This window comes from Sphingomonas sp. Marseille-Q8236, assembly GCF_965112005.1.
Map to the genome: position 1 here is coordinate 220,938 of NZ_CBCOPO010000001.1, position 22,050 is coordinate 242,987.

General features: G+C 65.6%; 23 protein-coding genes, 1 tRNA gene and 1 pseudogene. 13 read left to right on the plus strand and 12 right to left on the minus strand.

Annotation, left to right across the window (positions count from 1 at the left end; all coding sequences use genetic code 11):
- The first annotated feature begins 3 nt into the window (after positions 1 to 3).
- A complete protein-coding gene (locus ACWPWT_RS01085) occupies positions 4 to 1,863 on the plus strand; it encodes a hypothetical protein (RefSeq protein WP_454278211.1) in 1,860 nt (619 codons plus the stop codon).
- Positions 1,864 to 2,140: 277 nt separating this feature from the next.
- On the opposite strand, the gene ACWPWT_RS01090 is transcribed toward ACWPWT_RS01085, so the two are convergent.
- From ACWPWT_RS01090 to ACWPWT_RS01110, 5 genes are all read right to left on the minus strand, one after another.
- Positions 2,141 to 2,500, minus strand: a complete 360-nt coding sequence (locus tag ACWPWT_RS01090) for a tetratricopeptide repeat protein (RefSeq protein WP_454278212.1) — start codon at positions 2,498 to 2,500, stop codon at positions 2,141 to 2,143.
- Between the two features lie 957 nt (positions 2,501 to 3,457).
- Entirely contained in the window at positions 3,458 to 3,883 is a 426-nt protein-coding gene (locus ACWPWT_RS01095) for an ExbD/TolR family protein (protein ID WP_261269855.1), read from the minus strand.
- A gap of 34 nt (positions 3,884 to 3,917) precedes the next feature.
- The gene (locus ACWPWT_RS01100) at positions 3,918 to 4,391 is read right to left on the minus strand and encodes an ExbD/TolR family protein (RefSeq protein ID WP_261269856.1); all 474 of its coding nucleotides are present in this window, start codon (positions 4,389 to 4,391) and stop codon (positions 3,918 to 3,920) included.
- Positions 4,392 to 4,491: 100 nt separating this feature from the next.
- Complete coding sequence (locus ACWPWT_RS01105) at positions 4,492 to 5,292, minus strand: MotA/TolQ/ExbB proton channel family protein (protein ID WP_261269857.1); 801 nt, start codon at positions 5,290 to 5,292, stop codon at positions 4,492 to 4,494.
- A gap of 52 nt (positions 5,293 to 5,344) precedes the next feature.
- On the minus strand, positions 5,345 to 6,025 hold the full coding sequence (locus ACWPWT_RS01110; RefSeq protein ID WP_261269858.1) for an energy transducer TonB: 681 nt from the start codon (positions 6,023 to 6,025) through the stop codon (positions 5,345 to 5,347).
- 332 nt (positions 6,026 to 6,357) lie between these two features.
- Here ACWPWT_RS01110 and ACWPWT_RS01115 point away from each other — a divergent pair, with 332 nt between their 5' ends.
- Complete coding sequence (locus tag ACWPWT_RS01115; RefSeq protein ID WP_454278213.1) at positions 6,358 to 7,134, plus strand: hypothetical protein; 777 nt, start codon at positions 6,358 to 6,360, stop codon at positions 7,132 to 7,134.
- Here the strand turns inward: ACWPWT_RS01115 and ACWPWT_RS01120 are convergent.
- Both ACWPWT_RS01120 and ACWPWT_RS01125 read right to left on the minus strand, forming a co-directional pair.
- Positions 7,110 to 7,397, minus strand: a complete 288-nt coding sequence (locus tag ACWPWT_RS01120; protein WP_454278214.1) for a Rossmann fold domain-containing protein — start codon at positions 7,395 to 7,397, stop codon at positions 7,110 to 7,112. The two genes, ACWPWT_RS01115 and ACWPWT_RS01120, sit on opposite strands and share 25 nt — an antisense overlap.
- A gap of 5 nt (positions 7,398 to 7,402) precedes the next feature.
- Positions 7,403 to 7,771 carry a dihydroneopterin aldolase gene (locus tag ACWPWT_RS01125; RefSeq protein ID WP_454278215.1) on the minus strand — a complete coding sequence of 123 codons (369 nt, stop codon included), beginning with the start codon at positions 7,769 to 7,771 and terminating at the stop codon, positions 7,403 to 7,405.
- A 113-nt stretch (positions 7,772 to 7,884) separates the two neighbouring features.
- On the opposite strand from ACWPWT_RS01125, the gene ACWPWT_RS01130 reads away from it, so the two are divergent.
- The 4 genes from ACWPWT_RS01130 to ACWPWT_RS01145 are packed head-to-tail and all read left to right on the plus strand — an operon-like array spanning position 7,885 to position 10,762.
- Positions 7,885 to 8,403 (plus strand): GNAT family N-acetyltransferase, encoded by a 519-nt coding sequence (locus tag ACWPWT_RS01130; RefSeq protein WP_454278216.1) that lies wholly within the window; start codon positions 7,885 to 7,887, stop codon positions 8,401 to 8,403.
- A 48-nt stretch (positions 8,404 to 8,451) separates the two neighbouring features.
- On the plus strand, positions 8,452 to 9,024 hold the full coding sequence (locus ACWPWT_RS01135; protein ID WP_454278217.1) for a DUF1285 domain-containing protein: 573 nt from the start codon (positions 8,452 to 8,454) through the stop codon (positions 9,022 to 9,024).
- Positions 9,021 to 9,614 carry a CoA pyrophosphatase gene (locus tag ACWPWT_RS01140; protein WP_454278218.1) on the plus strand — a complete coding sequence of 198 codons (594 nt, stop codon included), beginning with the start codon at positions 9,021 to 9,023 and terminating at the stop codon, positions 9,612 to 9,614. Before ACWPWT_RS01135 ends, ACWPWT_RS01140 begins: the two co-directional genes overlap by 4 nt.
- Positions 9,602 to 10,762 (plus strand): CCA tRNA nucleotidyltransferase, encoded by a 1,161-nt coding sequence (locus tag ACWPWT_RS01145; RefSeq protein ID WP_454278219.1) that lies wholly within the window; start codon positions 9,602 to 9,604, stop codon positions 10,760 to 10,762. Before ACWPWT_RS01140 ends, ACWPWT_RS01145 begins: the two co-directional genes overlap by 13 nt.
- Here ACWPWT_RS01145 and ACWPWT_RS01150 read toward each other — a convergent pair.
- From ACWPWT_RS01150 to ACWPWT_RS01160, 3 genes are all read right to left on the minus strand, one after another.
- On the minus strand, positions 10,753 to 12,345 hold the full coding sequence (locus ACWPWT_RS01150) for a putative bifunctional diguanylate cyclase/phosphodiesterase (RefSeq protein ID WP_454279865.1): 1,593 nt from the start codon (positions 12,343 to 12,345) through the stop codon (positions 10,753 to 10,755). The genes ACWPWT_RS01145 and ACWPWT_RS01150 overlap by 10 nt on opposite strands.
- Before the next feature lie 284 nt (positions 12,346 to 12,629).
- Positions 12,630 to 14,882: a DNA topoisomerase IV subunit A gene (gene parC, locus ACWPWT_RS01155; protein ID WP_454278220.1), complete on the minus strand. Its 2,253-nt coding sequence runs from the start codon at positions 14,880 to 14,882 to the stop codon at positions 12,630 to 12,632.
- A 123-nt stretch (positions 14,883 to 15,005) separates the two neighbouring features.
- Entirely contained in the window at positions 15,006 to 15,395 is a 390-nt protein-coding gene (locus ACWPWT_RS01160; protein WP_454278221.1) for a hypothetical protein, read from the minus strand.
- Positions 15,396 to 15,672: 277 nt separating this feature from the next.
- Between ACWPWT_RS01160 and purC the strand changes: the two genes are divergently transcribed.
- From purC to purQ, 3 genes are read left to right on the plus strand one after another with little or no spacing between them, the layout of a single operon-like run.
- Complete coding sequence (purC, locus tag ACWPWT_RS01165; protein WP_007405170.1) at positions 15,673 to 16,452, plus strand: phosphoribosylaminoimidazolesuccinocarboxamide synthase; 780 nt, start codon at positions 15,673 to 15,675, stop codon at positions 16,450 to 16,452.
- Positions 16,452 to 16,682, plus strand: a complete 231-nt coding sequence (gene purS / locus ACWPWT_RS01170) for a phosphoribosylformylglycinamidine synthase subunit PurS (protein WP_042486357.1) — start codon at positions 16,452 to 16,454, stop codon at positions 16,680 to 16,682. Before purC ends, purS begins: the two co-directional genes overlap by 1 nt.
- Positions 16,682 to 17,350: a phosphoribosylformylglycinamidine synthase subunit PurQ gene (gene purQ, locus ACWPWT_RS01175; RefSeq protein WP_056430531.1), complete on the plus strand. Its 669-nt coding sequence runs from the start codon at positions 16,682 to 16,684 to the stop codon at positions 17,348 to 17,350. The genes purS and purQ overlap by 1 nt, the downstream gene beginning before the upstream one ends.
- 322 nt (positions 17,351 to 17,672) lie before the next feature.
- Here the strand turns inward: purQ and ACWPWT_RS01180 are convergent, their stop codons facing one another.
- Positions 17,673 to 18,407, minus strand: coding sequence for a queuosine precursor transporter (locus ACWPWT_RS01180; protein WP_454278222.1), 735 nt, complete (start codon positions 18,405 to 18,407; stop codon positions 17,673 to 17,675).
- An 83-nt stretch (positions 18,408 to 18,490) separates the two neighbouring features.
- Between ACWPWT_RS01180 and ACWPWT_RS01185 the strand changes: the two genes are divergently transcribed.
- Positions 18,491 to 18,567: transfer RNA gene (locus ACWPWT_RS01185), tRNA-Arg, on the plus strand.
- 141 nt (positions 18,568 to 18,708) lie between these two features.
- Positions 18,709 to 18,921, plus strand: a complete 213-nt coding sequence (locus tag ACWPWT_RS01190) for a hypothetical protein (protein ID WP_454278223.1) — start codon at positions 18,709 to 18,711, stop codon at positions 18,919 to 18,921.
- Positions 18,922 to 19,143: 222 nt separating this feature from the next.
- Here ACWPWT_RS01190 and ACWPWT_RS01195 read toward each other — a convergent pair.
- Positions 19,144 to 19,629: pseudogene (locus ACWPWT_RS01195) on the minus strand (recombinase family protein); the annotation flags it as partial.
- A gap of 2 nt (positions 19,630 to 19,631) precedes the next feature.
- Here ACWPWT_RS01195 and ACWPWT_RS01200 point away from each other — a divergent pair.
- Together ACWPWT_RS01200 and ACWPWT_RS01205 are read left to right on the plus strand one after the other, a co-directional pair.
- Positions 19,632 to 20,900 carry an MFS transporter gene (locus ACWPWT_RS01200; protein ID WP_454278224.1) on the plus strand — a complete coding sequence of 423 codons (1,269 nt, stop codon included), beginning with the start codon at positions 19,632 to 19,634 and terminating at the stop codon, positions 20,898 to 20,900.
- Positions 20,901 to 20,929: 29 nt separating this feature from the next.
- Positions 20,930 to 21,979 (plus strand): LacI family DNA-binding transcriptional regulator, encoded by a 1,050-nt coding sequence (locus ACWPWT_RS01205; protein ID WP_454278225.1) that lies wholly within the window; start codon positions 20,930 to 20,932, stop codon positions 21,977 to 21,979.
- Positions 21,980 to 22,050 lie beyond the last annotated feature (71 nt).

Sequence of the window (22,050 nt, forward strand, 5' to 3'; positions counted from 1 at the left end):
AATATGCCCCAGAAAATCCGCCGCCTACGCTTCGATCTGGACGTCCAGCCCGATGAGAGCGTGCCGGGCGCGATCGCTCGCGGCGTCGCGACCCACCACCTCGTGAGGACCGGACATGTCCTCAAGGAAGCCGCCGCCGGCAGGCGGCTCGGTCTGACGCAACTGGGTGATCCGTCTCAACTGACGCGGCTCGCCCAGGTGATCCGCTGCGATGCGGATCGCCTAACCGCGCAGGCTGGACGGCGCCTCCTCGAACCGGGCGACCGCCGACTCCAGCACTTTATCGACTTTGATGGCCTCGTACTGCCGCGGGCACACCTCGAACTGCAGCGTAGGCGGATCTCGCCCCTCTCGCTCCTCGCTTCGCCGCATCACCGACAGGCCTGGCTCATGAACGTCCTGCCGTTCTGCCCGGTGTCGCTCGAGCGGCTTGTGGACACCTGCCCGAACTGCGATGCCTCGCTTGGCTGGAACGCCACCTACGGAATCGATCGGTGCGAGGCGTGCCTGAAGATCATCCCGCCGAGCGCCGAGCAGCGACTCGCGGAGGATCTCATCGTGGACTATAGGCTGTTCGCCGATCTGATCTCCCTGCGGCCCGCCACGCGAACCGAGGCCGTGGCGGTGATGCCGCCACCTCTGCATCGGCTTGCGGCCGGCGAAATCGCTCGGCTCGCCATGCGCTGCGGCCTCGACTGCGACGACGGTTCCGAGAAGCGCTCATGGCAGACCCGGGCGGGCAGGATGGCGGCCGAGCGTCTGGCGGAGACCGCCGCCTACGGCATCGCCATCCTACGTTCCTGGCCTCACGGCATATCGTCATGGGCGCTCGATCGCGTCGCACACGCGTCCGATGAGGTCGCATGCCGCCGCGATCTGAGGCAGCGTATCAGGAGGATCGCCTGGGGCGACTCGGGTTTCGGCGATCAGACGGGCCTGCTCGCCGAGGTGTTTCCCGAACTCAGGCCGCCCTCGAAGCCCGGTCCGTTGAGCATGGAGGTTACCTATACCGGCCGCGAGGTCGATCGCATGCTGCCCGGCTTCCGAGAATATGCCGGAAAAATCCGCGACCTCGGCCTCGTCCCCAACCGACCCGGGAAGAAAGCCGGCGATCTAACGACGTATCTCTACTCGGCGCCGGAGATCCACGCCGCGGCCTCCCAGTGGAGGGACTCGATCTCGATCTCCTCGATCATGGACCAGCTCCAGCTGCCGCTCTATGCGATCGAGCAATTCTTCGAGGCGTGCCTGCTCAATCGATGTGACGATCCGCTTCTGGCCGTCATGCTGCGCCGGCCCATGGCGATCGCCTCGAGCTTTGACGCCTTCCTCAAGCGCTTGATTCGCTCCAAGTCGCAGCAGGCGCGTCCCACGGATTCGCTGCCCATCGGCCATGAAAGTCGGCGGATCGGTGGAACTGGAAAGCCTTGGTCGGACATCTACGAGGCGCTCTTTGCCAAGCACATCGCGTTCTGGCTGGTTGACGGCATCAGCATCGAGCATCTGCATGTCGCGCGCGGAAGCCTAGACGCTTTCATCGGTGCGAAGCCTCCGCAAGTGCAGATGGCCGCACCCGACATGTCAACGACCGACGCCGCTGAATTGCTCAACATCATCCCACGGGACGTGCGTCGGCTCCGGGTCGCGGGCATCCTGTCTCAAAAGATGGGCACGAGAGCGCTGAAGTCACCAAGGGTGGACGTGGAGGCGCTGGCAGTCGAATACGTGTCAGCCGCCGAGATCGCCCGGCGAAGCCGAACGTCGGCTGAGCACGTGAACAACCAACTCCGGGCGCTCGGGTTCACGAGCTTTCATGGTCTATGGAGCCGCAGCGAGGTGCTGGGTGTTCTACCACTACGATGACGCCGCGCCGGGAGCGACCACCGCTTCGGGTAGCGTCTACACTATCGAGCGGGCGGGCTTCGATGTCATTCCAAGGTTGTGCCCACGGTAAGGCGCGGACGCCCGTTTCGCGGGCCGCGCGGTGCAAGATCCGGCCTTGGCACGGCACAGGCTCCACCTTGCGCCGCCTGGACCGGAGTCGTGCGCATCAGTCGCCGGGCACGTCACAAGTGCCACCCATGCCGGATCATTCATCGGCAAGTCCGATGCGGCGTTCCGCCCGGACTTGCTCCTGCGATCACCGGGCGGCGATGGTCTGTGGCAAATGGCGCAGGCCGGTGCGCGCTACCGTATGCGACGACAGGATCGCGCCCGATGGCATGTCCATCGCAATCGCCTTCTTCTCCAGCACGGAGGCATAAAGCGCGCGCGCTTCGTCGGTGCGGCCGGTCTTGGCATAGACGGCGGCAAGGTTGAGCATCAGTTCCGGACTATCGGGACTGGCGCGCCGCTCCTGAACCAGCGTGCGCTCGGCGGCCGCGAAGTTGCCCGCCGCGATCTCATGAAACCCCGTGCGCTGCGGCCAGGAATCCTGGGCCATGGCCGGGGCCGCCATGCCCGCCGCCGCCACAAGCAAAACCGAAACGACTCCGCGCATCTCCGATCTCCTATGTTGCACTTTTATGACGTTACGTTGTCATTTTTGTGAAACGCCCGCAAGAGGCGAAAGATGCGGTTCCTGTGTACGGGGCCGGAACGGAAATCGGATGTCTGCGGGATTGGGATCCGACGGCACAGTGCGACCCGATTGCCGGTTTCAGAGGAGCTGGACGGAGGCCGCTTAGAGCGTCGCCATGCTCGCATGGGAAGGAACGCGATCTGCCGGATCCTTGCCATCCCAAACGGTTGGAATGCCCGCTCGGTTAGGCTGATTTGAAGGCTCGGCCATCTGCCTCACTGGCAAGACTGTTCCATGGGCGTTGAACTTTGGCCGGCTTGGCCTCTGCGGATTGTGGGGGCGGATCGCCCTGGAGCGAGACTTTGCCGTGCCCTTCGGCTGTACTCGAGCCGAACAGCGTTAGGACATCACCCGCCGGGTCACGTCACCGTCGCGCCGCCACTGGGGCCCGCTTGCGTGATGGCATGCTTTTCATCCGGAGCGATATTGCTCGCCGCTCACGGTGCTTCGGCTATGTGCCCTCTCGCGCGATGCCCCGAACCGAAGTCGCTACGGTAACGGGACTCAAGCTTCGACAGGAAGCGATTGGGAGCGGTTTCCGATCACGTCGAACCACCGCGATTCACCCTCGCGACCGCTGCGCCGCGAACACTTTCGATCCGGCGCCGCGTTGCCCGTCGGTCCGGCGTCTCAGCTTCGCCCCGTCCTCCAGCCTTGCGCGAAATCGACATCGCTTCCGTGCCGCCGATCCAGCCTGATCCGAGACCGCTGTGGCACGATCGTCCTTCGCCTACGCACCGCCGGTCAGCCGGAACGCTGGCGCCGGCCTGGGGCCCTGCCGCAACGCCAACCGTCGAAATGCCAAACCCCAAACGAAAAAGGGCGGCCTCCGGAGAGACCGCCCTTTTCCTGTCGTCCGACAGTGATCGCGAGGGATCAGAAGTCGTTGCGATACTGCTCGTTGCCGATGAAGCCGAGCTTGCTCACCGCCGAGCGCTTGATGACGGCCAGGGTCTGATCGACCTTGTCGTACTTCGCGTCGGGGGCAGGCTGGAAGTGCAGTTCCGGCTCGGGGTTCATAGCGGCCGACTGGTCCAGATACTGGCGCAGAGTGACTTCGTCGACCGGCGCACCGTTCCAGGTGACCGTGCCGGCGGCGTCAATACCGACCTTGTTCTTCTCGCTGTTCACCTGCGGCTGGTTTCTCGGAGAGTTGACCGGCAGGTCGACCTTCACCGCGTGAGTCTGGATCGGAATGGTGATGATGAACATGATGAGGAGCACGAGCATGACGTCGATCAACGGCGTCGTGTTCATGTCCATCATGGGCTCGCCATCATCGGATCCGGCGCTCATTGCCATGGCGTGCTAACTCCTATTCTGTCCGCCCGGCCGATCAGGCGCGGGCGTTGCCGCCGGGGGGCGGCTCGGAGATGAAGCCGACACGGGCGAAACCGGCCTGCTGCATCGTGTAGATGGTGCCGCCGATGCACCGGTACGGCGTGTTCACGTCGCCGCGGATGTGCGCCTCGGGCAGCGAGTCCGGGGTGATGTTCGGCCCCAGACGCTCGACTTCGGCCTTCAGCTTTTCGACCGCACGGGTCCGCAGCTCGTCCGAGGTCACCGGCGTCAGGTTCCAGTACACCTTGCACTGGCCATTCTCGCTGGTCACCGAAAGCGACACGTTTTCCGGCTTCGTCGTGGTCGGATCGAAGCGGACGTTCGGCAGCTTCAGCGGAACGGTCTGAATCACGACCGGAACCGCGATCAGGAAGATGATGAGGAGCACCAGCATGACGTCCACGAGGGGCGTCGTGTTGATCTCCGACATCGGTTTCTCGGCGGAGTCCCCGCCAACGCTCATCGCCATGAGAGAGCTATCCTATCCATGCATTCTATCGCCGCCCTGAATGGGTCGGCGGGGGGTGGCGGGGCCGCGTCCAGAAGGATCGGTCCCCGCCCCCTTAGGCTCAGGCGCGCGTCTGAACGCCACCGGCCTGACCGGCCGTGGTCGTCGCCGGGGTCGCCTTGACGGCGGTCGGCTTGGCAGCGGCGCCCGAAGCGATGGCCGGACGAACCGCACCGTTCGAAGCCAGGAAGCCCAGCACGTCGTTCGAGAAGGACGACAGGTCTTCCGCGATGCCCTTGTTGCGACGCTGCAGCCAGTTGAAGGCGAGCACGGCCGGAACCGCGACGACCAGGCCGAGCGCGGTCATGATGAGCGCTTCACCGACCGGACCGGCGACCGCGTCGATCGACGCCTGACCCGACGAACCGATCTTGATGAGCGCGCGGTAGATGCCGATAACCGTACCGAACAGACCGATGAACGGCGCGGTCGCACCGACGGTCGCGAGGAAGGCGAGACCGCCGCCCAGCTTCGAGTTGATCGCGGCTTCCGAGCGGGCCAGCGAACCATGCAGCCAGTCATGCGCTTCGACCGGATCGGTCAGCTTCGAATGCTGGTCCTGCGCGGCCAGACCGTCGTCGACGATCTGCTTGTAGGCCGAGTTCTTCTCGAGCTTGGCCGAACCTTCGCGCAGCGAGTTCGACGACCAGAAGCCCTGACGAACGCGCTTCGCCTGGTTGATGATCTTCTGCTGCTCGAACAGCTTCGAGAACAGGATGTAGAAGGACACGATCGACATCAAGCAGAGGATGGTGAACACCGACTGCGAGATGAGGCCGCCTTCCTTCAGGGCCTGGCCGAGACCGTAGGGGTTTTCGGCACCGGCCGCGGCGCCGCCCGCGGCGAGGATGGTGGTGAGCATGGTTGGTTAGGTCCTCTGACTAAAGCGTTGGGTTTTGATCGGCTTTTAGCCGTTATTCCTGTGGCAGCTGCCAACGGATGTTAAGCGTATAGGACGACGCGACCGGATTACCGCCGGCATCCTGCGCCGGGGTAAAGCGAACGCGCGCCTTGGAGATGCGGCACGTCGCATCGTCCAGGGCCCGGTTGCCGCTGCTCGACAGGATCGAACAGTCGGTAACGCGCCCATCGGTGCCGATCGACAGCTTGGCCGACACGCGACCTTCCGCGCCTTCGCGCTGGGCCGAGGGCGGATAGGCGTCGGGACCGAAATACTGGCCCGGATTACCGCGCAGACCGGCCGCCTTCGAAACCGCGGGCGGAGCCGGCGGCGCAGGCGGGGCCGGCGGCGCAGGCGGAGCCGGAGGCGCAGTCGGCTGGCTGAGCGGGATGACCGACGTCGTCGTGACGGCGGGTGCCGGAACCGGCAGCTGCACGATCGGCGGCGGCGTCACCACCGTGGTCGGCGGCGGCGGCACATTAGGCTGCTCCGGCGGCGGGGGCGGCGGATCTTCCGGCGGTGGGGGGGGCGGCGGCTCTTCCACGTTGAACGTGTCGAGCTTTTCGGTGGCCTTCTTCACGTACTGGTAAGCCAGCCCCGTGACGAAGGCATAGCCCAGAGCAGCATGGATGAGCACGACGATAACGATCGCGACCACCTTGCCCCCGGACATCTTCTGGTCAGTATAGGCCATTCAGCAACGAAACTCCTCAGTCTGCCAGTTTCGCCTCGCCGTAGCGTGGGGACGTGGGAAACTCCTGCCATGCTCTTACGGCACGCGGCAGAGCCTTGAACCCTATCGCTACGACTGGCGCGGCGCAATCAGTTTGTCGGACGTAATAAACGTACAACCGGCACATGACGAAATTATTTCTGTACCGTTAATACATGAAGGAGTAGCCGAAAGCGATGAATCCCCTCTCCCACGCCATTCGCGCTTGCGTTTTGACGCTGGCGATTCCCGCTTTTACCTCCCCCGTTCCGGCGCAGATCGCGACCCGGCCGTCGATCGCTCAGGGTGATTCGATGGTAGCGCAAACAGGGCCCGGCTATGCCGATATGGCCGATTTGGTCCTGTCGGCCCCGGTGATCGCGGACGTGACGATCCGATCGGCGGCGGCGATCAAGGGGGCCGAGGCGGCGGGCGTCGCGGCCGGGCATCAGCGTTTCTATGTCGAGGCGGATGTGGGCACGTTGATCCGGGGGGCGGGCGGTTTGCCCGCACGGGTCGGCTATCTGTTCGATGCCGCCACCGACGCGCGCGGACGGGCACCGCGGCTGAAGAAGATGCGCGTGCTGATCTTTGCGCGTCGTGTCCCGAATGCCGCGGATCAGTTGCAACTCGTCGCCCCCGATGCGCAGCTTGCCTGGACCCCGGATGCCGAACAGCGCAGCCGCGCCATCACGCGCGACGCCCTGTCGCCCGATGCGCCGCCGGTCATCACCGGCGTCGGCAACGCCTTTTACGTACCCGGCAGCCTGCCCGGCGAAGGCGAAACCCAGATTTTCCTGACCACCGCCAACAATCGCCCGGTTTCGCTATCCGTGCTGCGCCGTCCAGGCGAAGACCGCCGCTATGCCGTGGCGCTGAGCGAGATTGTCGACGAATCCGCCGCACCGCCCACGCGCGACACGCTGCTCTGGTATCGCCTCGCCTGCGCGTTGCCGGAATCGCTGCCCGACCACAGCACGGCGTCGCTGTCGCCCGAGGATGCCGGGGCGGCGCGCGACGATTATCGCTTCGTCCTGCAAAAGCTCGGCCCCTGCGGGCGCGAGCGTCAGGTGCCGACCGCGAGCAACTGACCCGTGACGGCGTGTGCGGCGGCGAAATAGGCAACCGCCGCCGCGACCGATTCCGCCGTGGCGTCCGCCGTCGGGACGATCGCATTGATCCGCGCGCCGGGGGCGGCGGCGATGGCGAGCGGCGCGATCGCCGCCTCGACCATCGCCTGCGACACGGGGTCACGCCCCGGGGTCAGCACCAGGACCAGATCGACACCGGGATTCGCGGCCACCACGACCGCGACATCGGCGTTGGGATCGAGATCGATTCGCCGCGCCGCCATGACGATCAGCGGCGATGGCGGACCAGGGTGATGCCGATCGCTTCGCCATCCTCGGCGATGGCGAGCTTGACGATCTTCACCTGCACCCGGCTAGCCCGCTTGTCCTGCAGGAACAGCGTATCGCAGATATGATCCGCAACCCCTTCGATCAGCGTGAAATGCACGCCCTCCGGCAACGCCGTCGCGGCATGTTTGAGGTCGAGATAGTTTTTTGACTCGGTCAGCGGACTGTCCGGGGTATAGCGCGCCGGACAGTCGAGATCGACGGTCAGCGAGATGCGCAGCGGCTGCGGCAGGTGCGTTTCCTCGGAATAAATGCCGGTCAGGACCTGCACTTCAAGGTCGTGGACTTCGAGCTGGAGACGGTCTTCCATGCCCGCGCCTCTAGCAGAGGCCGTACGCCCAAGGAAAGCGCAAGGGAAAGCTTGCATCACTCCGCCGTCGCGCTAAGGGCGCGCGTCCCCCTCACCCACCGGACTGCCGCCCCTTGACCGTCACGCCCGTCCTTGTCCCGCTCGACGCGGTCGATCCCGCCGCGGTCGAGGCCCTGCTGGACCGTGCCTTTCCACCGGGGCGGCAGGCGCGAACCGCCTATAAGATTCGCGGCAGCGTCGCCCCCATTTCGCCGCTCTGCTTCGCGATGGTCGAGGACGAGGCGCTGATCGGTTCGATCCATTGCTGGCCGGTGGCGCTGACCGATGACGCCGGGACTGCGCATCCGCTCGTGATGGTCGGGCCGGTCGCGGTCGCACCAGATCGCCAGCGCGACGGCATCGGTCGGCACCTGCTTCACCATATGCTGACGGCGGCGGCCTCGCTGGGACGGGACAGCGCGCTGATGCTGATCGGCGATCCGGAATATTATGGCCGCTTCTTCGGCTTCACTGCCGAACGTACCGGCCAATGGCGGCTGCCGGGACCGGTCGAGCGGCATCGCCTGCTGGCCCGTGGCGCCGAAGTGCCCGCCATGGCGGGGATGCTGGGTCCCGATCCCACCCGCGGCTGAGCCTGCGGCCTTTACCTGAGCGGTCTCCGTCCCTAACTCGGGTGGATCATGCCGATGGCGTTGCCCCCCGATCTATCCTCGCTCAGCCTGGCCGAAATCGTCCAGGCTATGGAAGCGCAGAAGCTGCCGCCCGTGTCGCAATGGAATCCCGGCCATTGCGGTGACAGCGACATGCGGATCGCGCGCGACGGCACCTGGTTTCACCAGGGCAGCCCGATCACGCGTCCGGCCATGGTCCGCCTGTTCTCCACCATTTTGCGACGCGAACCCGATGGTCGCCACGTCCTGGTGACGCCGGTCGAGAAGCTCGACATCGCGGTCGAGGATGCGCCGTTCGTCGCGGTGACGATGAAGGCCGAGGGCGAAGGGCGGGATGCCCGGCTGGTTTTCCAACTCAACACCGGCGATCTGGTGGCCGCTGGCCCCGCCCATGGGCTGCGTTTCGTCGAGAGCGAAGACGGCCCCCGCCCCTATCTGCATGTCCGCGACGGGCTGGAGGCGTTGATCGCGCGGCCGGTCTATTATGAACTGGCCGAACGCGCGCTGGTCGGGGACGAGCAGGTGCCCGGCGTGTGGAGTGATGGCGCGTTCTTTCCCCTGACCGGTCCGGCCGCCGCATGACGCTGGCCGAAAGGCTGGCTCAGGCGATGGCGCGCATTCCGGCCGCCGACCTGCTGACCGGCGACGGAGTCGAGACGCACGAGATGACGGTGACGCCCACCGCCGCCGCCGTGCTGGTGCCGGTCACCGACCGGGCCGAGCCGGGTGTCGTCCTGACCCAGCGGACCGAGAATTTGCGCAATCATGCCGGGCAGATCGCTTTTCCCGGCGGGCGGGCCGATCCCGGCGATGCCGATCTGGTCGCAACGGCATTGCGTGAGGCGGAGGAGGAAATTGGCCTGAGCCCCGGCGCCGTCACCATAGTCGGACTGGCGGACCGTTATCGCACGGTGACCGGGTTCGAGGTGACTCCGGTGCTGGGTGTCATCCCGCCCGACCTGACCCTGCACCCGGCGGAGGCGGAAGTGGCCGACCTGTTCGAGGTCCCACTGGCCTTTCTCCTCGATCCTGCCCATCACCACCGGGTCAGCGCGCCGTGGCGCGGGCGGACCCGCCATTTCTACGAGATTTTATGGAACGACCGGCGCATCTGGGGCGCGACTGCCGCGATGATCGTCAACCTGTCACGGCGACTGCAATGGGCGGCCTGAACGCCGCCGGCGCCCCCTGGGCGGACCGGACCGATCTGGTCGCGCTGGCCGACCGGCTGGAGGCGCGTTTCGTCGGCGGCGCGGTGCGAGACTCGCTGTTGGGCCATGCGGTGGCGGACATAGACCTCGCCACGCCGCTCTCGCCCGAGACGGTGATCGAGCGGGTGCGCGAATGCGGGTTCAAGCCGGTGCCGACCGGCATCGCGCACGGCACCATCACCGCCGTCCTGCCCGACGGCCCGGTCGAGGTCACGACGCTGCGTCGCGACGTCTCCACCGATGGCCGCCATGCCGTGGTCGCCTTCACCGACGACTGGCGCGAGGACGCGGCGCGGCGCGACTTCACCATGAACGCGCTTTACGCCGATCCGGCGACCGGCCGGATGTTCGACTATTTCGGCGGGCTGGACGATCTGAAGGCGGGGCGGGTGCGCTTCATTGGCGATCCGTTGCAGCGCATTGCCGAGGATCATCTGCGGATATTGCGCTTCTTCCGTTTCCACGCCCGTTTCGGCCAAGCGGTGGACGAAGCCGGGCTGGCGGCCTGTACGCAGCGCGCCAACGACCTGATGGCCCTGTCGCGCGAGCGGATCGCGGCGGAGTTGCTGAAATTGCTGGTGGCGGCGCGCGCCGTGCCGGTGATCGCGCTGATGGTCGAACACGGCATTTTCCGGGCGGTGATCCCGGAGATCGATGCCGAGGGGGCCGAGCGGCTGGCGCAATTGGCCGAGCGCGAGCGGGCCCAGGGGATCGCGCCCGACGCCATTCGCCGCCTCGCCGCGCTGATCCCGCCGCCGTCCGCCGAAGCGGTGGGAGCCCGACTGAAGCTCTCCAATCTCGACCGCAAGCGCCTGATCGCCGCCACCGCCGGACCGGGAGAGGAAGGCCCCCGCGCGCTGGCCTATCGCGTCGGGGTCGGTGGAGCGATCGACCGGCTATTGCTGGCTGGGGAGCCCGTCGAGCCGATACGCGACTGGACCCCGCCCACCCTGCCGCTGACCGGGGGCGCGCTGGTGGCGCGCGGGATCGGCAAGGGGCCGGAAGTGGCGCGGCTGCTTCGCCAGATCGAGACCCGCTGGATCGCGGAGGATTTCCCGGACGAAGCGCGGGTCGGCGCCTTGGCCGATGCGGCGGTGGCTCAAGCCTGATCGGCGATCATCGCCCAGGCGGCATCGGGATCGAGCGGATAGGCATAGAAATAGCCCTGGCCGTAATTGCAGCCCAGGGCTCCCAGCGTATGCCCCAGTTCGATCGCCTCGATCCCCTCGGCGGTGGTCTGCATGCCGAGCGCCTGGGCCAGACCCAGGATCGCGCGAACGATCGCTATCTTGTCGCGGTCGGCAAGCATCCCGTTGATGAAGCTGCGATCGATCTTGAGCACGTCGATCGGCAATTTCTGAAGATAGGCCAGGCTGGAATAGCCGGTGCCGAAATCGTCCATCGCGATGGTGGTGCCCAGCGCCTTCAACGCCTTCATGATCGCGGTGACCCGATCGGGATCGCCGACGATCGCGCTTTCGGTCAACTCCAGCGTCAACCGCTCGCCGGCGATGCCGGCTTCGGCCAACGCCATTTCGATCAGCGCCGGAATATCGTCGCGCTGCAATTGGATCGCGGAGACGTTGACGGATATGCGGACCCCGCAGTCGCCGCCTGCCGCCCGGTCCCATTCGGCAAGCTGCCGCAGCGCCTCTCGCACCGCCCAGCGGCCCAGCGGGACGATCAGCCCCGATTCCTCGGCGACGGGGATGAATTCGGACGGCGAATGATCCTGCCCATCCACGTCGCGCCAACGCGACAGCGCCTCGAACGCGACGGTCTTGCCCGTGGCAAGGTCGCAGATCGGCTGATAGGCGAGGTGCAATCCGTTCTGTTCGATCGCGCGGCGCAACGCGGTTTCCATCGCGAACTGGGCGCGCGCGATGGTGAAGGCCTGCGGGTGATAGATTTCGGTGCGGCCGGCCGCCTTGGCATGCTTCACCGCGAACTGCGCGTGGCGGATCAACTCCTCCGCATCGCCATCGGGCCCTTCGTTGAAGGCGATACCGACCGATGCCTCGACATTGACCTCGTAATCGGTCAGCCGGAACGGCGCGCGCATCGCGCGGTCGATCCGGGCGGCCAGGACATGCGCCTCGTCCTCGCTGCCGTCGATCATCATCAGGATGCCGAATTCATTACCACCGATTCGGCCGATCGAGTCGCGGGCGCGCAGCGCCCCCTTTACGCGCCGCGCCACGGTAATCAGCAATTCGTCGCCGACCAGCGAACCCATGCACGCGTTCAGCCGACCAAATCGGTTGAGGTCGATGACCAGCACGGCATGACGCTGGCCGGTCGCCATGATCGCCTCGATCAGGTCGCCAAAGCCCTGTCGATTGGGCAGCCCGGTCAGGCTGTCTGTCATCATTTCGCGGCGCAGGCTGCGCTCGGTATGATGCTGGGTGGTGTGATCGACGAGCATCAGGACGCAATGATCCGCCGCCCCCTCGGCCGGGCGCGTCAGGGTCGCCTGATAGTAACGGCAGTCGATCACCTCGCCCAGTTGCAGCGGGAAGTCCACCGAGCCCTGGTCGCCCCCCAGAAACGCCTCGATCCGCTGTGCCAGTTCGGTCATCAACATCATCTGGGTCCGGTCTTCATCGAGACCAGCGCGGCGAAAGGCGTCATTGGCCGCGACAATGCTCAGGCAGCCCTCGGACAGCCGGATCTCCGCCGCCGGGATCGCCATGATCTGAATCGCGCATGACGTCAGCGACACGGAATTTCGCGTCGAGGAACGTTGCGTGGGATAAGCGATTGAAGCCATCTCCCGTCCCGATTAGCCGGAGAGTCTTAAAACCCCCTAAAAACAGGGCGGTTTTCTCTCATCGCAATCGATTACGGATCGATCGATCGCGCGGAGCCGAAACGGGTTCATCCGGCCCGGGCGTTCGCCCCGGAAACGGGCCGGACGCCGGTCTTCAGCAGGCCGATGCCGCAAGAACGTCCCTCGGCCTGTTTCGCAGAAAGCCTCTAATCGAAACGATTGTCGCGCGGGAAGCCGGTAGGGGGCATCCGCCCCGCCGCGCCGCGCGCCGTCCGCCAGGCCGACAGGTCGGATTCGGTACGGACCCGCCCGCTATCGCCGCCCATCATCCAGCTCAGCCCGTCCTTGAAGACGAAGGTCGTGGCGTCCGACAATCCACCATCGCGGTAGCGCTGAAGCTGGACCCCGGTCCCGCGCGACAACTCGACGAACTCGGTCAGCGGGAAGACCAGCAGCTTGCGATTGTCACCGATCGCCGCGACATAATCGTCCTCGGCCCCGACCGGACGCACGACCTTCAATTGGGACCCGGCGCGCGGGGTCAGCACGGTCTTTCCTTTTCGGGTCTCGGCAATGGTATCGGCGGTCGGCACGACGAAACCGCGCCCGTCCGACGCCGCGACCAGCAGCTTGGTCGCGCGCGCGGCGGGCAGGAAGCCGACAATGCCGATTGATCCGTCCAGGTCGATCATCGCGCGCACCGGCTCGCCGAAGCCGCGGCCGCCGGGCAGCTTGTCCGCCGCCAGCGTGAAGAAGCGCCCATTCGCCGCCGCCAGCAACAACTTGTCGGTGGTCTGCGCGTGGAAGGCAAAAGCGGGGCCGTCGCCTTCCTTGAACTTCGCCGTATCCGCCGAGGCGAGGTCGACATGCCCCTTCATCGCGCGAATCCAGCCGCGTTGCGACAGGATGACGGTGATCGGCTCGCGCTCGATCATCGCCTCCAGGGGTATGTCGCGGGTCGGCGCGGCTTCCTCGATCAGCGTGCGGCGCGCGCCCAGCGCAGTCTCGGGACCATAGCGGTCGCGGATCTTGCCCAGATCCTTCTTCATCCGCGTCCGCTGGCGCTGTTCGGACCCCAGCAGCAGGGTGAGTTGCTCGCGCTCCTTATCGAGCTTGTCGCGCTCGCCGCGAATCTCGAACTCTTCCAAACGGCGCAGCGAACGGAGGCGCATGTTGAGGATCGCCTCGGCCTGACGGTCGGTCAGGCGGAATTCCGCGATCATCACCGCCTTGGGCTCGTCCTCGGTGCGGATGATCTCGATGACCCGGTCGAGGTTGAGATAGGCGACCAGATAGCCTTCGAGCAGTTCGATCCGGTCGGCGATCTTGCCCAGCCGGTGTTCCGAGCGGCGACGCAGCACCACGAACTGATGTTCGACCCAGGCCGCCAGCGCCTCGCGCAACGACATGACGCGCGGGGTGCGGTCCTTGTCGAGAACGTTGAGGTTCAGGCTGACCCGCGTCTCCAGGTCGGAGAAGCGGAACAGCCCATCCATCAGCACCTGCGGATCGACGGTGCGCGCGCGCGGCTCCAGCACGATGCGGACCTGCGCATCCGATTCGTCGCGCACGTCCGCCAGGATCGGCAGCTTCTTGTCGTTGATCAGCGTGGCGATCTGTTCGATCAGCTTGCCCTTGGCGACGCCGTAAGGGATTTCGCTGACCACGATCTGCCAGCCGCCACCCTTTTCGCGCTCGATCTCCCAGCGCGCGCGGACGCGAAAGCCGCCCCGCCCGGTGGTGTAGCTTTCGCGCAATATGGCCGGCGCATCGACCACGATGCCGCCGGTCGGGAAGTCGGGTCCCTTGACCAGCGCGAGGATCGCATCGTCATCCGCGTCCGGCCGATCGACCAGCAGGATCGCGGCCTCCAGCAGTTCGGCGGCGTTATGCGGCGGGATGCTGGTCGCCATGCCGACCGCGATGCCGCTCGCGCCATTCGCCAGCAGGTTGGGGAACAGGCCAGGGAAGAGTTCAGGCTCCTGCTCCTCGCCATTATAGGTCGGGCGATAGGCGACGGCGTCTTCATCCAGCCCGTCCATCAGATCGATCGCGACCTGGGTCAGCCTTGCCTCGGTATATCGGTAGGCGGCGGCGTTATCGCCGTCGATATTGCCGAAATTGCCCTGCCCGTCGACCAGCGGGTAGCGAAGGGCGAAATCCTGCGCCAGGCGAACCATCGCGTCATAGACCGATTGGTCGCCATGCGGATGGTATTTACCGATCACGTCGCCCACGACGCGGGCGCACTTCTTATACCCCGCCGCCGGATCGAGCTTGAGCAGCCGCATCGCCCAGAGCAGCCGCCGATGCACCGGCTTCAGCCCGTCGCGCACATCGGGCAGCGAGCGCGCGGTGATCGTGGACAGCGCATAGACGAGGTAACGCTCCGACAGCGCACTGTCGAAGGGCGCGTCCAGCACGCCGACGGGAGGATTGTCGCGGAGATCGATCGCCATGGAAGCATCGCTTCTAGCAAGCGTTGCACCGAAGAACAATCGGCGAGATCAAAAAGGGAACATATACATGCGAAGCGGACGCGTGGGGGAGCCGCGCCCGCTTCGTCGAACCAGGGACCGGGCTTACGCCTGGGTCGCCTGAGCCTGGTTCACATCCTGGGCGAAGTGATCGCCCGCCGCCACGGTGCAATTCTGGAAGGCGACGGGGGTGAAGGTTTCGACCCCGGCCACATCCTCGTCGGTCTTCACCTTGCCATGCGGCCCGCGCACCGGCTGGAAGGCGACGACTTCGGGATGGAAGGTCGCGAGGACATCCGCCGTATCGCGGCAGGCGACCGTGCGCTCCGCATTGCCATTCTTCACCACCGCGATGGCCTCCATGCCGTTGGCGAGCGGGACACGCGCCTGCTCCCAGATTTGCGGCTGCTGCGCCGCATGCATCGGCCGTGCTACGGCAGTACCCGCCGTCAACACCAGGGCTCCACCAACAACACCGATCATCAGCTTGTTCATGACTACCTCCTTTGCAAGCATAGTCATAACCCGTGATCTACAGGATCGGTTTCGGTTACTTCTTACCTTACGAATCTTTAATCCGGCTTCGAAAAACTGTTCATCATGTAGCGCGGATTACAACGCCGTCATCCTTGACGATGCTGTTCGCCGCACCATGTCCGTATGGCGCCCAACTCCATTGCGCCGCCGCGCCCCTTCCATTATAGGCGCGCCATCCCGCCTCGGGCCTCAGCATGGGGGCGCCGGGGCTGTACTCATTTCAGGGGACCGCCGCATGGCTCGCCGCCGCCAAATCTACGAAGGCAAGGCCAAGATCCTGTACGAGGGCCCCGAGCCCGGCACGCTGATCCAGTATTTCAAGGACGACGCCACCGCGTTCAATGCCCAGAAGAAGGGCACGATCAACGGCAAGGGCGTGCTCAACAACCGCATCTCCGAGCATGTCTTCACCATGCTCGACCATATCGGCGTGCCGACCCACTTCATCCGCCGCCTGAACATGCGCGAGCAGTTGATCCGCCAGGTCGAGATCGTGCCGATCGAGGTCGTGGTGCGCAACGTCGCGGCGGGCTCGCTGTCCAAGCGCCTGGGCATCGAAGAGGGCGTGAAGCTGCCCCGCACGATCATCGAATATTATTACAAGGACGATGCGCTGGGCGACCCGATGGTCACCGACGAGCATATCGCCTGCTTCGGCTGGGCCAGCCAGGAAGAGATGCACGACATCGCCGACCTGGCGATCCGCGTGAACGACTTCCTGTCGGGCATGTTCGCCGCGATCGGCATCCGTCTGGTCGACTTCAAGCTGGAATTCGGCCGCATCTGGGACAATGACTTCGGTCGCATCATCCTGGCGGACGAGATCAGCCCCGATGGCTGCCGCCTGTGGGACATGACCACCAACGAAAAGCTGGACAAGGATCGCTTCCGTCGCGACCTGGGCGGCGAGGTGGAAGCCTATCAGGAAGTGGCACGCCGTCTGGGCCTGCTGCCCGAGGGGGGCGACACCGCCGTCCTCGACCTCGAAGAACACCGCAAGAGCCGGGGCAAGTAATGAAGCTGAAGATTTTCGTCACCCTGAAGCCCGGCGTGCTCGACCCGCAGGGCAAGGCGATCCACCACGCGCTGGAAAGCCTGGGCTTTGCGGGCGTGAACGACGTCCGCGCGGGCAAGCTGATCGAGCTGGAAGTCGCCGACGCGACCACCGACGCGCAGATCGACGAGATGTGCCGCCAGCTCCTCGCCAACACCGTGATCGAGAATTACCGGGTGGAGCGCGCCTGATGAAGACCGCCGTAATCGTCTTTCCGGGCTCGAACTGCGACCGCGACCTCGCCGTCGCGCTGGAGGCGGTGACGGGCGTCAAGCCGGCCATGGTCTGGCACGGCGACAGCGAACTGCCCGAGGGGCTGGGGCTGATCGGCGTACCGGGCGGCTTCTCTTACGGCGATTACCTGCGCTGCGGCGCGATCGCGGCCCGCTCGCCGATCATGCGCGCGGTCGTGGAGTCGGCGAACAAGGGCACGCCGGTCTTCGGCGTGTGCAACGGCTTCCAGGTGCTGGCCGAAACCGGGCTGCTGCCGGGCGCGCTGATGCGCAACCGCTCGCTCAACTTCGTGTGCCGCGACGTGAATCTGGAGGTCGCCAACACCGACAGCGCCTTCACCCGCCTCTACGAACAGGGCGAGACGATCCGTATCCCGGTCGCGCATCATGACGGCAATTATTTCGCCGATGCCGACACGCTCGACCGCCTGGAAGGCGAAGGCCGCGTGGCCTTCCGCTATGCCGAGGACGTCAACGGTTCGGCTCGCAACATCGCGGGCGTGCTGAACGAGAAGCGCAACGTGCTGGGCATGATGCCCCACCCCGAACGCCGCATCGAAGCCGCTCACGGTGGCGACCATGGCCGACGCCTGTTCGAGGGCCTGCTGGAGATGGTGGGGGCGTAAAGGCCCTGTCCTACCGCCCTGTTCAGCCTGAGCGAAGTCGAAGGCCATGGGACTACATCTGACAAAGGGGGAGCGAGGCGACTCGCTTCCCCTTTTTTGTTCGCGCGAAGCCGCGATGGCGCGAAGAAGGTTTTTGTTCGCGCGGAGGCGCGGAGGACGCAGAGGTGTCTGGTCTTGTGGACGCTTTATCCCTTTCGCCTCATGCTTGCGGCAAAAGCATGCGGCTACCGCCGCGTAGGGCAGCTCCGCGCCCTCTGCGCCTCTGCGCGAACCCATTCATGCCCCGCTCCTTTGCGTCTTCGCGGCGTCGCGCGAACCCAAATCAAACCCGCGCCCGGAATGGCGTGAAGTCGGTTCCCTCGTCGAACACATCCACCCCCTCGGCGCGCTTCAGCCAGCCGACGATCAGATAGGTCACCGGGGTCAGCAACACCTCCCAACCTACTTTCAGCGCCCATTGGGTGAACAGCACCACGACCACCAGATGCGTGGTCCACCCCTCCGCGCCCCAGAAGGCCAGCGGATAGAAGATCAGGCTGTCGACCCCCTGCCCCACCAACGTCGAGCCGATGGTCCGCGACCAGAGATGCCGCCCGCCCGTCCAGACCTTCATTCGCGCCATGACATAGGCATTGACGAACTCGCCCGCCCAAAAGGCGCAGACGCTGGCCAGGACGATGCGCGGCACCTGGCCGAAGATCACCTCATAAGCGGCTTGGTTGGTCCAGCTCGGCGCCGGTGGCAGCGCGACGACGACATAGCTCATGAACGCCATGAACAGCACCGCCGCCGTCCCCGCCCAGATGACCCGCCGCGCGCGGGCATAGCCGTACACTTCGGTCAACACATCTCCGATGACGTAGCTCAGCGGAAAGAACAGGATACCCGCGCCGAACGGCCACTGTCCGACCAGCGGCAAGTCGATCACCGCGACCTTGCCCGCACCGATGACGTTGGACAGCAGCAGGATGGTGACGAACGCCGCCATCACGAAGTCGAACCAGCGAAACGTCGTCCGCTCCACATCGCGTCCCGTGACCGCCCGTTCCCCACTCATGCCGATCCCCTTCACCCTGTTCGGACCGACATTTATCGCCATTCCCAAAGCACGCAAACCACGCTACGAACCCGCCCATCCGCGCGTCCGTAGCTCAGTTGGATAGAGCAAGGAGCTTCTACCTCCTCGGTCGGGGGTTCGAATCCCTCCGGGCGCGCCATTTCAGTACAGAACTGCGAACCGGCAAAGCCGCCGTTTTCCCGCTCAAAGCGGCGACGAGGCCCTGAAGCAGGTTCGATTTCGTCCCCATGATCCGAACTTCATCGTCCGCGACCTCGACGCGCTGAGCGAAGGCGCGCAGGTGATCCCGCCGATAGCCGCCTCCTTCGATCCGCAGGCTGCTGCGCGCGGCTTGCGAAAGCGCGTCGATCATTTCCAGCGTAACCGCCCGATCGCCCGAGCCATCGAGCGTCATCCGTATCCGCTCGGCGTCGGCCGCCGCCTGATCGCGGATCGCCTTCAGATTGGCAATCCGATCCTTCAGGCCCAGGTCGCCCAGCGCCGCGACGCCTGATTCGATCGCGTCGTAGAGCCGATTGAGGCGCTGATCGGTTTCCGTAATTCTCCGGTTCAGCTCCGCCAGATGCTCGCGGCGGCGCTCGGTTCGCTCCTGCTGGCGATCGAGAAGGCTCGACAGGATCGTCTCCAAACGTTTCGGTTGGAGCAGGCGATCTTCGAGATGGCTCGCTACCAGATGGTCGAGCTTGTCCATGCGGATCGAGCGTCCTTCGCAGCCGGTCCTGCCCTGACGCGCCTTGGTCGAGCAGGTGTAATAGGTATACTGCCCGCCATTGCCGCGCCCGGTGCGAAGCGTCATCGCGCCGCCGCACTTGGCGCAGAAGCAGATGCCGGTCAGCAGCGTCGGCCCGCTCGATACCCGTGCGGGCACTACCATCGGATTGCGGGATTTGAGACGCGCCTGAACGGCGTCGAACGTCTCCCGGTCGATCAGCGGCGGCACTGCCATCACCGCGACCTCGGCTTCCGGCTTCTTCTCCCGATCCTTGTGCGAGCGCGTGTGGAAGCGGTGCTCGCCGATATAGGTCGTGCGGGTCAGGATCGCGTGAATTTGCGCCAGTCCCCATTTCCCGCCGTCGCGGGTGATCGATAAACAGGTCCAACCCTGATGGTCGAAGCTCGGCGATGTATCCATAAAACGTGCGACCACAGAGCGACTTGAGCGAGCGGACGAAATTGTAGATGTCCTGAGCCATGGGACCATCGATGCGCATCAAGGGACTTGACCTTAGCGTCGGCTATCTCGGGTTACAGATCGCATTTGGGATCCAGAGCGCCAGCCTGAGCCGCGTGTTCCAGGGACTGGGGGCCTCGGTCGACCAGTTGGCGATCCTTTGGCTGGCGGGGCCGGTGACGGGGTTGCTGGTGCAGCCGGTCGTCGGCGCGATCAGCGATCGGCATGGTGGCCGGTTCGGGCGGCGGAGGCCCTATATGCTGGTATCGGCGCTGCTGGTGATCGCCGCGCTGGCCGCCTTACCGATGGCGACGTCGCTCATGGTGGCGGTGGTGGTGGTCTGGGGCCTGGAGGCGGCCATGAATGCGCTTCATGCGCCCTATCGCGCGCTGGTCGCCGACACGCTGCCGCCCGAGGATCAGGCAAGCGGCTATGCCATGCAGACCGTCTTTATCGGGCTGGGGGCGCTGGCCGGGGCCTGTGCGCCGATCCTGCTCGCATGGGGCGGCTGGTCGAACGTCGCCCAGCTAGGCCGGACCGCGCCGTCGATCCGGGTGGCATTCCTCGCGGCGGCGCTCGCAGTAGCGCTGGCAGTCGGCTGGACGGTAGCGCGGGTGCGCGAGCCGGTCGCGGCTCCTACGCCACAGCATGATCCGTCAGTAAGGCCTAGCCACCGGACCGGCTTTGCCGCGCTCTGGCGGGCGCTGCGTCCCGTGGCGGCCATCCAGTTTCTCAGCTGGTTCGGTCTCTATCTACTATGGGTCTATGCCACGCCGGTGGTCGCGGCGCAGCTGTACGGAGCAACCTCGCCCTTCGATGCAGCCTATGCCCGGGGGGCGGACTTTGTCGGGATCCTGTTCGGAACTTATAACGGAGTGGCCGGGCTGTTCGCCTTTCTGCTGCCGGGGCTGTTCCGGCGGTTCGGGGTGACGCGGGTCCATGCGGCGGCGTTGGTGGCGGGCGCGCTAGGACTGGCGGGCATGGCGCTGGTCTCTCATCCCGCCGGACTAGTCGCCTGCGCCGTGCTGATCGGCATCGCCTATGCCTCGATCCTGAGCGCCCCCTTCGTGTTGGCCGGGCGGGCGGTCTCCAGCGCGACGGCGGGCATGTTCATCGGCGTCATGAACATCTTCATCGTCGTTCCGCAGTTGGTTGCGGGGCTGAGCATGGGCTGGATCATCGCGCACGGACTGGGCGGCATGGCTTGGCCGGTACTGCTCATGGCGGGCGGGCTGATGGCGATGGGGGCGGTGCTGAGCCTGTGTCTGTCGACCATGGACGAGGACGCGACCATAGCTTAGTGCAAGCTAATGCAAATATCGAGTCGACCATGGCGCGGGTGAAACGGGGCGGGCCGACCCTGGGCGGGATCGCAGCGGAAACCGGGGTTTCGGTCGCGACCGTATCGCGGGTGCTGACCGGGCATAGCGCCATCAGCGAGGAGACGCGCGAGCGGGTGCTGAGCACTGCGGACCGGCTGGGCTATGTCCATGTGCCGCAAAAGATACGCCGCGCCGCGCCGTCGCTGTCCGAGCAGATTTGTCTGGTCGTGCCGGTCGCGACCGCGCATGGCAGCCAGCTGGCCAATCCATTCGAGCTGGCGTTGATCGGCGGTATCGGCACAGCCCTGCGCGAGCGGCGGCGCGACGTGTCGATTGCGTGGCAGACACCCTATGACGATGCGACGTTGACGCAGTTTCTGGATCAGAGCGGCTATGCCGGTACGATTTTTTTAGGCCAGTCGCAGTTCCACGATACGCTCAACCGCTATGCCGATTTGGGCAAACCCCTGGTGGCTTGGGGTGTCGAGGTGGCGGGGCAGAGCTATTGCTCGATAGGCAGCGACAATCACGAGGGCGGGTTTCAGGCGACCGCGCATCTTCTTCGGAAAGGGCGGCGACGCATTGCCTTTATCGGCGCGATGCCGCCCATTGCCGCCGCCCGCACCTCCTTTTCGCAGATCGCAATCCGGCTCGACGGCTATCGCGCGGCGCTGGCGGCGCATGACGTGGCGTTCGACCCCGCCATGGTTCAGACGCCGACTGCCGGGCGGTTCGAGGGGGCCGAGGCAATCGACAATCTGCTGGAGCGGGGCATCGCCTTTGACGCGATCGTCGCAGCATCCGACCTGGTGGCGCTGGGGGCGATCCAGACGCTGCGTCAGCGGGGCCTGCGCGTGCCCGAGGATGTGGCGGTGATCGGCTATGACGATATCGACGCGGCCGCGCTGTCGACCCCGGGACTGACCACCATCCGACAGGATGTCATCAAGGCGGGTAATCTGCTGGCGTCCAAGTTGTTGCGCATCATCGATGGTCACCGCGCCAAATCCGAACGTTTGCCGACGGACCTGGTGATTCGCGAGTCGTGCGGACGTTGATCACCAGTTGGATCATGCAAAATAATACCGGTCGCAACCAGCAACGCACTGAATCAAGGGCACCGCTTTAC

Excerpts from the sequence above, each read along its gene's own strand:
- ACWPWT_RS01180 (WP_454278222.1), bottom strand. The coding sequence starts at position 18,407 with ATGAGTGGGGAACGGGCGGTCACGGGACGCGATGTGGAGCGGACGACG.
- ACWPWT_RS01125 (WP_454278215.1), bottom strand. The coding sequence starts at position 7,771 with ATGGAAGACCGTCTCCAGCTCGAAGTCCACGACCTTGAAGTGCAGGTC.
- ACWPWT_RS01095 (WP_261269855.1), bottom strand. The coding sequence starts at position 3,883 with ATGGCAATGAGCGCCGGATCCGATGATGGCGAGCCCATGATGGACATG.
- parC (WP_454278220.1), bottom strand. The coding sequence starts at position 14,882 with ATGGCGATCGATCTCCGCGACAATCCTCCCGTCGGCGTGCTGGACGCG.
- ACWPWT_RS01110 (WP_261269858.1), bottom strand. The coding sequence starts at position 6,025 with ATGGCCTATACTGACCAGAAGATGTCCGGGGGCAAGGTGGTCGCGATC.
- purS (WP_042486357.1), top strand. The coding sequence starts at position 16,452 with ATGAAGCTGAAGATTTTCGTCACCCTGAAGCCCGGCGTGCTCGACCCG.
- ACWPWT_RS01150 (WP_454279865.1), bottom strand. The coding sequence starts at position 12,345 with ATGGCGATCCCGGCGGCGGAGATCCGGCTGTCCGAGGGCTGCCTGAGC.
- ACWPWT_RS01200 (WP_454278224.1), top strand. The coding sequence starts at position 19,632 with ATGCGCATCAAGGGACTTGACCTTAGCGTCGGCTATCTCGGGTTACAG.
- purQ (WP_056430531.1), top strand. The coding sequence starts at position 16,682 with ATGAAGACCGCCGTAATCGTCTTTCCGGGCTCGAACTGCGACCGCGAC.
- ACWPWT_RS01205 (WP_454278225.1), top strand. The coding sequence starts at position 20,930 with ATGGCGCGGGTGAAACGGGGCGGGCCGACCCTGGGCGGGATCGCAGCG.
- ACWPWT_RS01160 (WP_454278221.1), bottom strand. The coding sequence starts at position 15,395 with ATGAACAAGCTGATGATCGGTGTTGTTGGTGGAGCCCTGGTGTTGACG.
- ACWPWT_RS01135 (WP_454278217.1), top strand. The coding sequence starts at position 8,452 with ATGCCGATGGCGTTGCCCCCCGATCTATCCTCGCTCAGCCTGGCCGAA.
- ACWPWT_RS01145 (WP_454278219.1), top strand. The coding sequence starts at position 9,602 with ATGGGCGGCCTGAACGCCGCCGGCGCCCCCTGGGCGGACCGGACCGAT.
- ACWPWT_RS01105 (WP_261269857.1), bottom strand. The coding sequence starts at position 5,292 with ATGCTCACCACCATCCTCGCCGCGGGCGGCGCCGCGGCCGGTGCCGAA.
- ACWPWT_RS01085 (WP_454278211.1), top strand. The coding sequence starts at position 4 with ATGCCCCAGAAAATCCGCCGCCTACGCTTCGATCTGGACGTCCAGCCC.
- ACWPWT_RS01140 (WP_454278218.1), top strand. The coding sequence starts at position 9,021 with ATGACGCTGGCCGAAAGGCTGGCTCAGGCGATGGCGCGCATTCCGGCC.
- ACWPWT_RS01100 (WP_261269856.1), bottom strand. The coding sequence starts at position 4,391 with ATGGCGATGAGCGTTGGCGGGGACTCCGCCGAGAAACCGATGTCGGAG.
- ACWPWT_RS01090 (WP_454278212.1), bottom strand. The coding sequence starts at position 2,500 with ATGCGCGGAGTCGTTTCGGTTTTGCTTGTGGCGGCGGCGGGCATGGCG.
- purC (WP_007405170.1), top strand. The coding sequence starts at position 15,673 with ATGGCTCGCCGCCGCCAAATCTACGAAGGCAAGGCCAAGATCCTGTAC.
- ACWPWT_RS01120 (WP_454278214.1), bottom strand. The coding sequence starts at position 7,397 with ATGGCGGCGCGGCGAATCGATCTCGATCCCAACGCCGATGTCGCGGTC.
- ACWPWT_RS01115 (WP_454278213.1), top strand. The coding sequence starts at position 6,358 with ATGGTAGCGCAAACAGGGCCCGGCTATGCCGATATGGCCGATTTGGTC.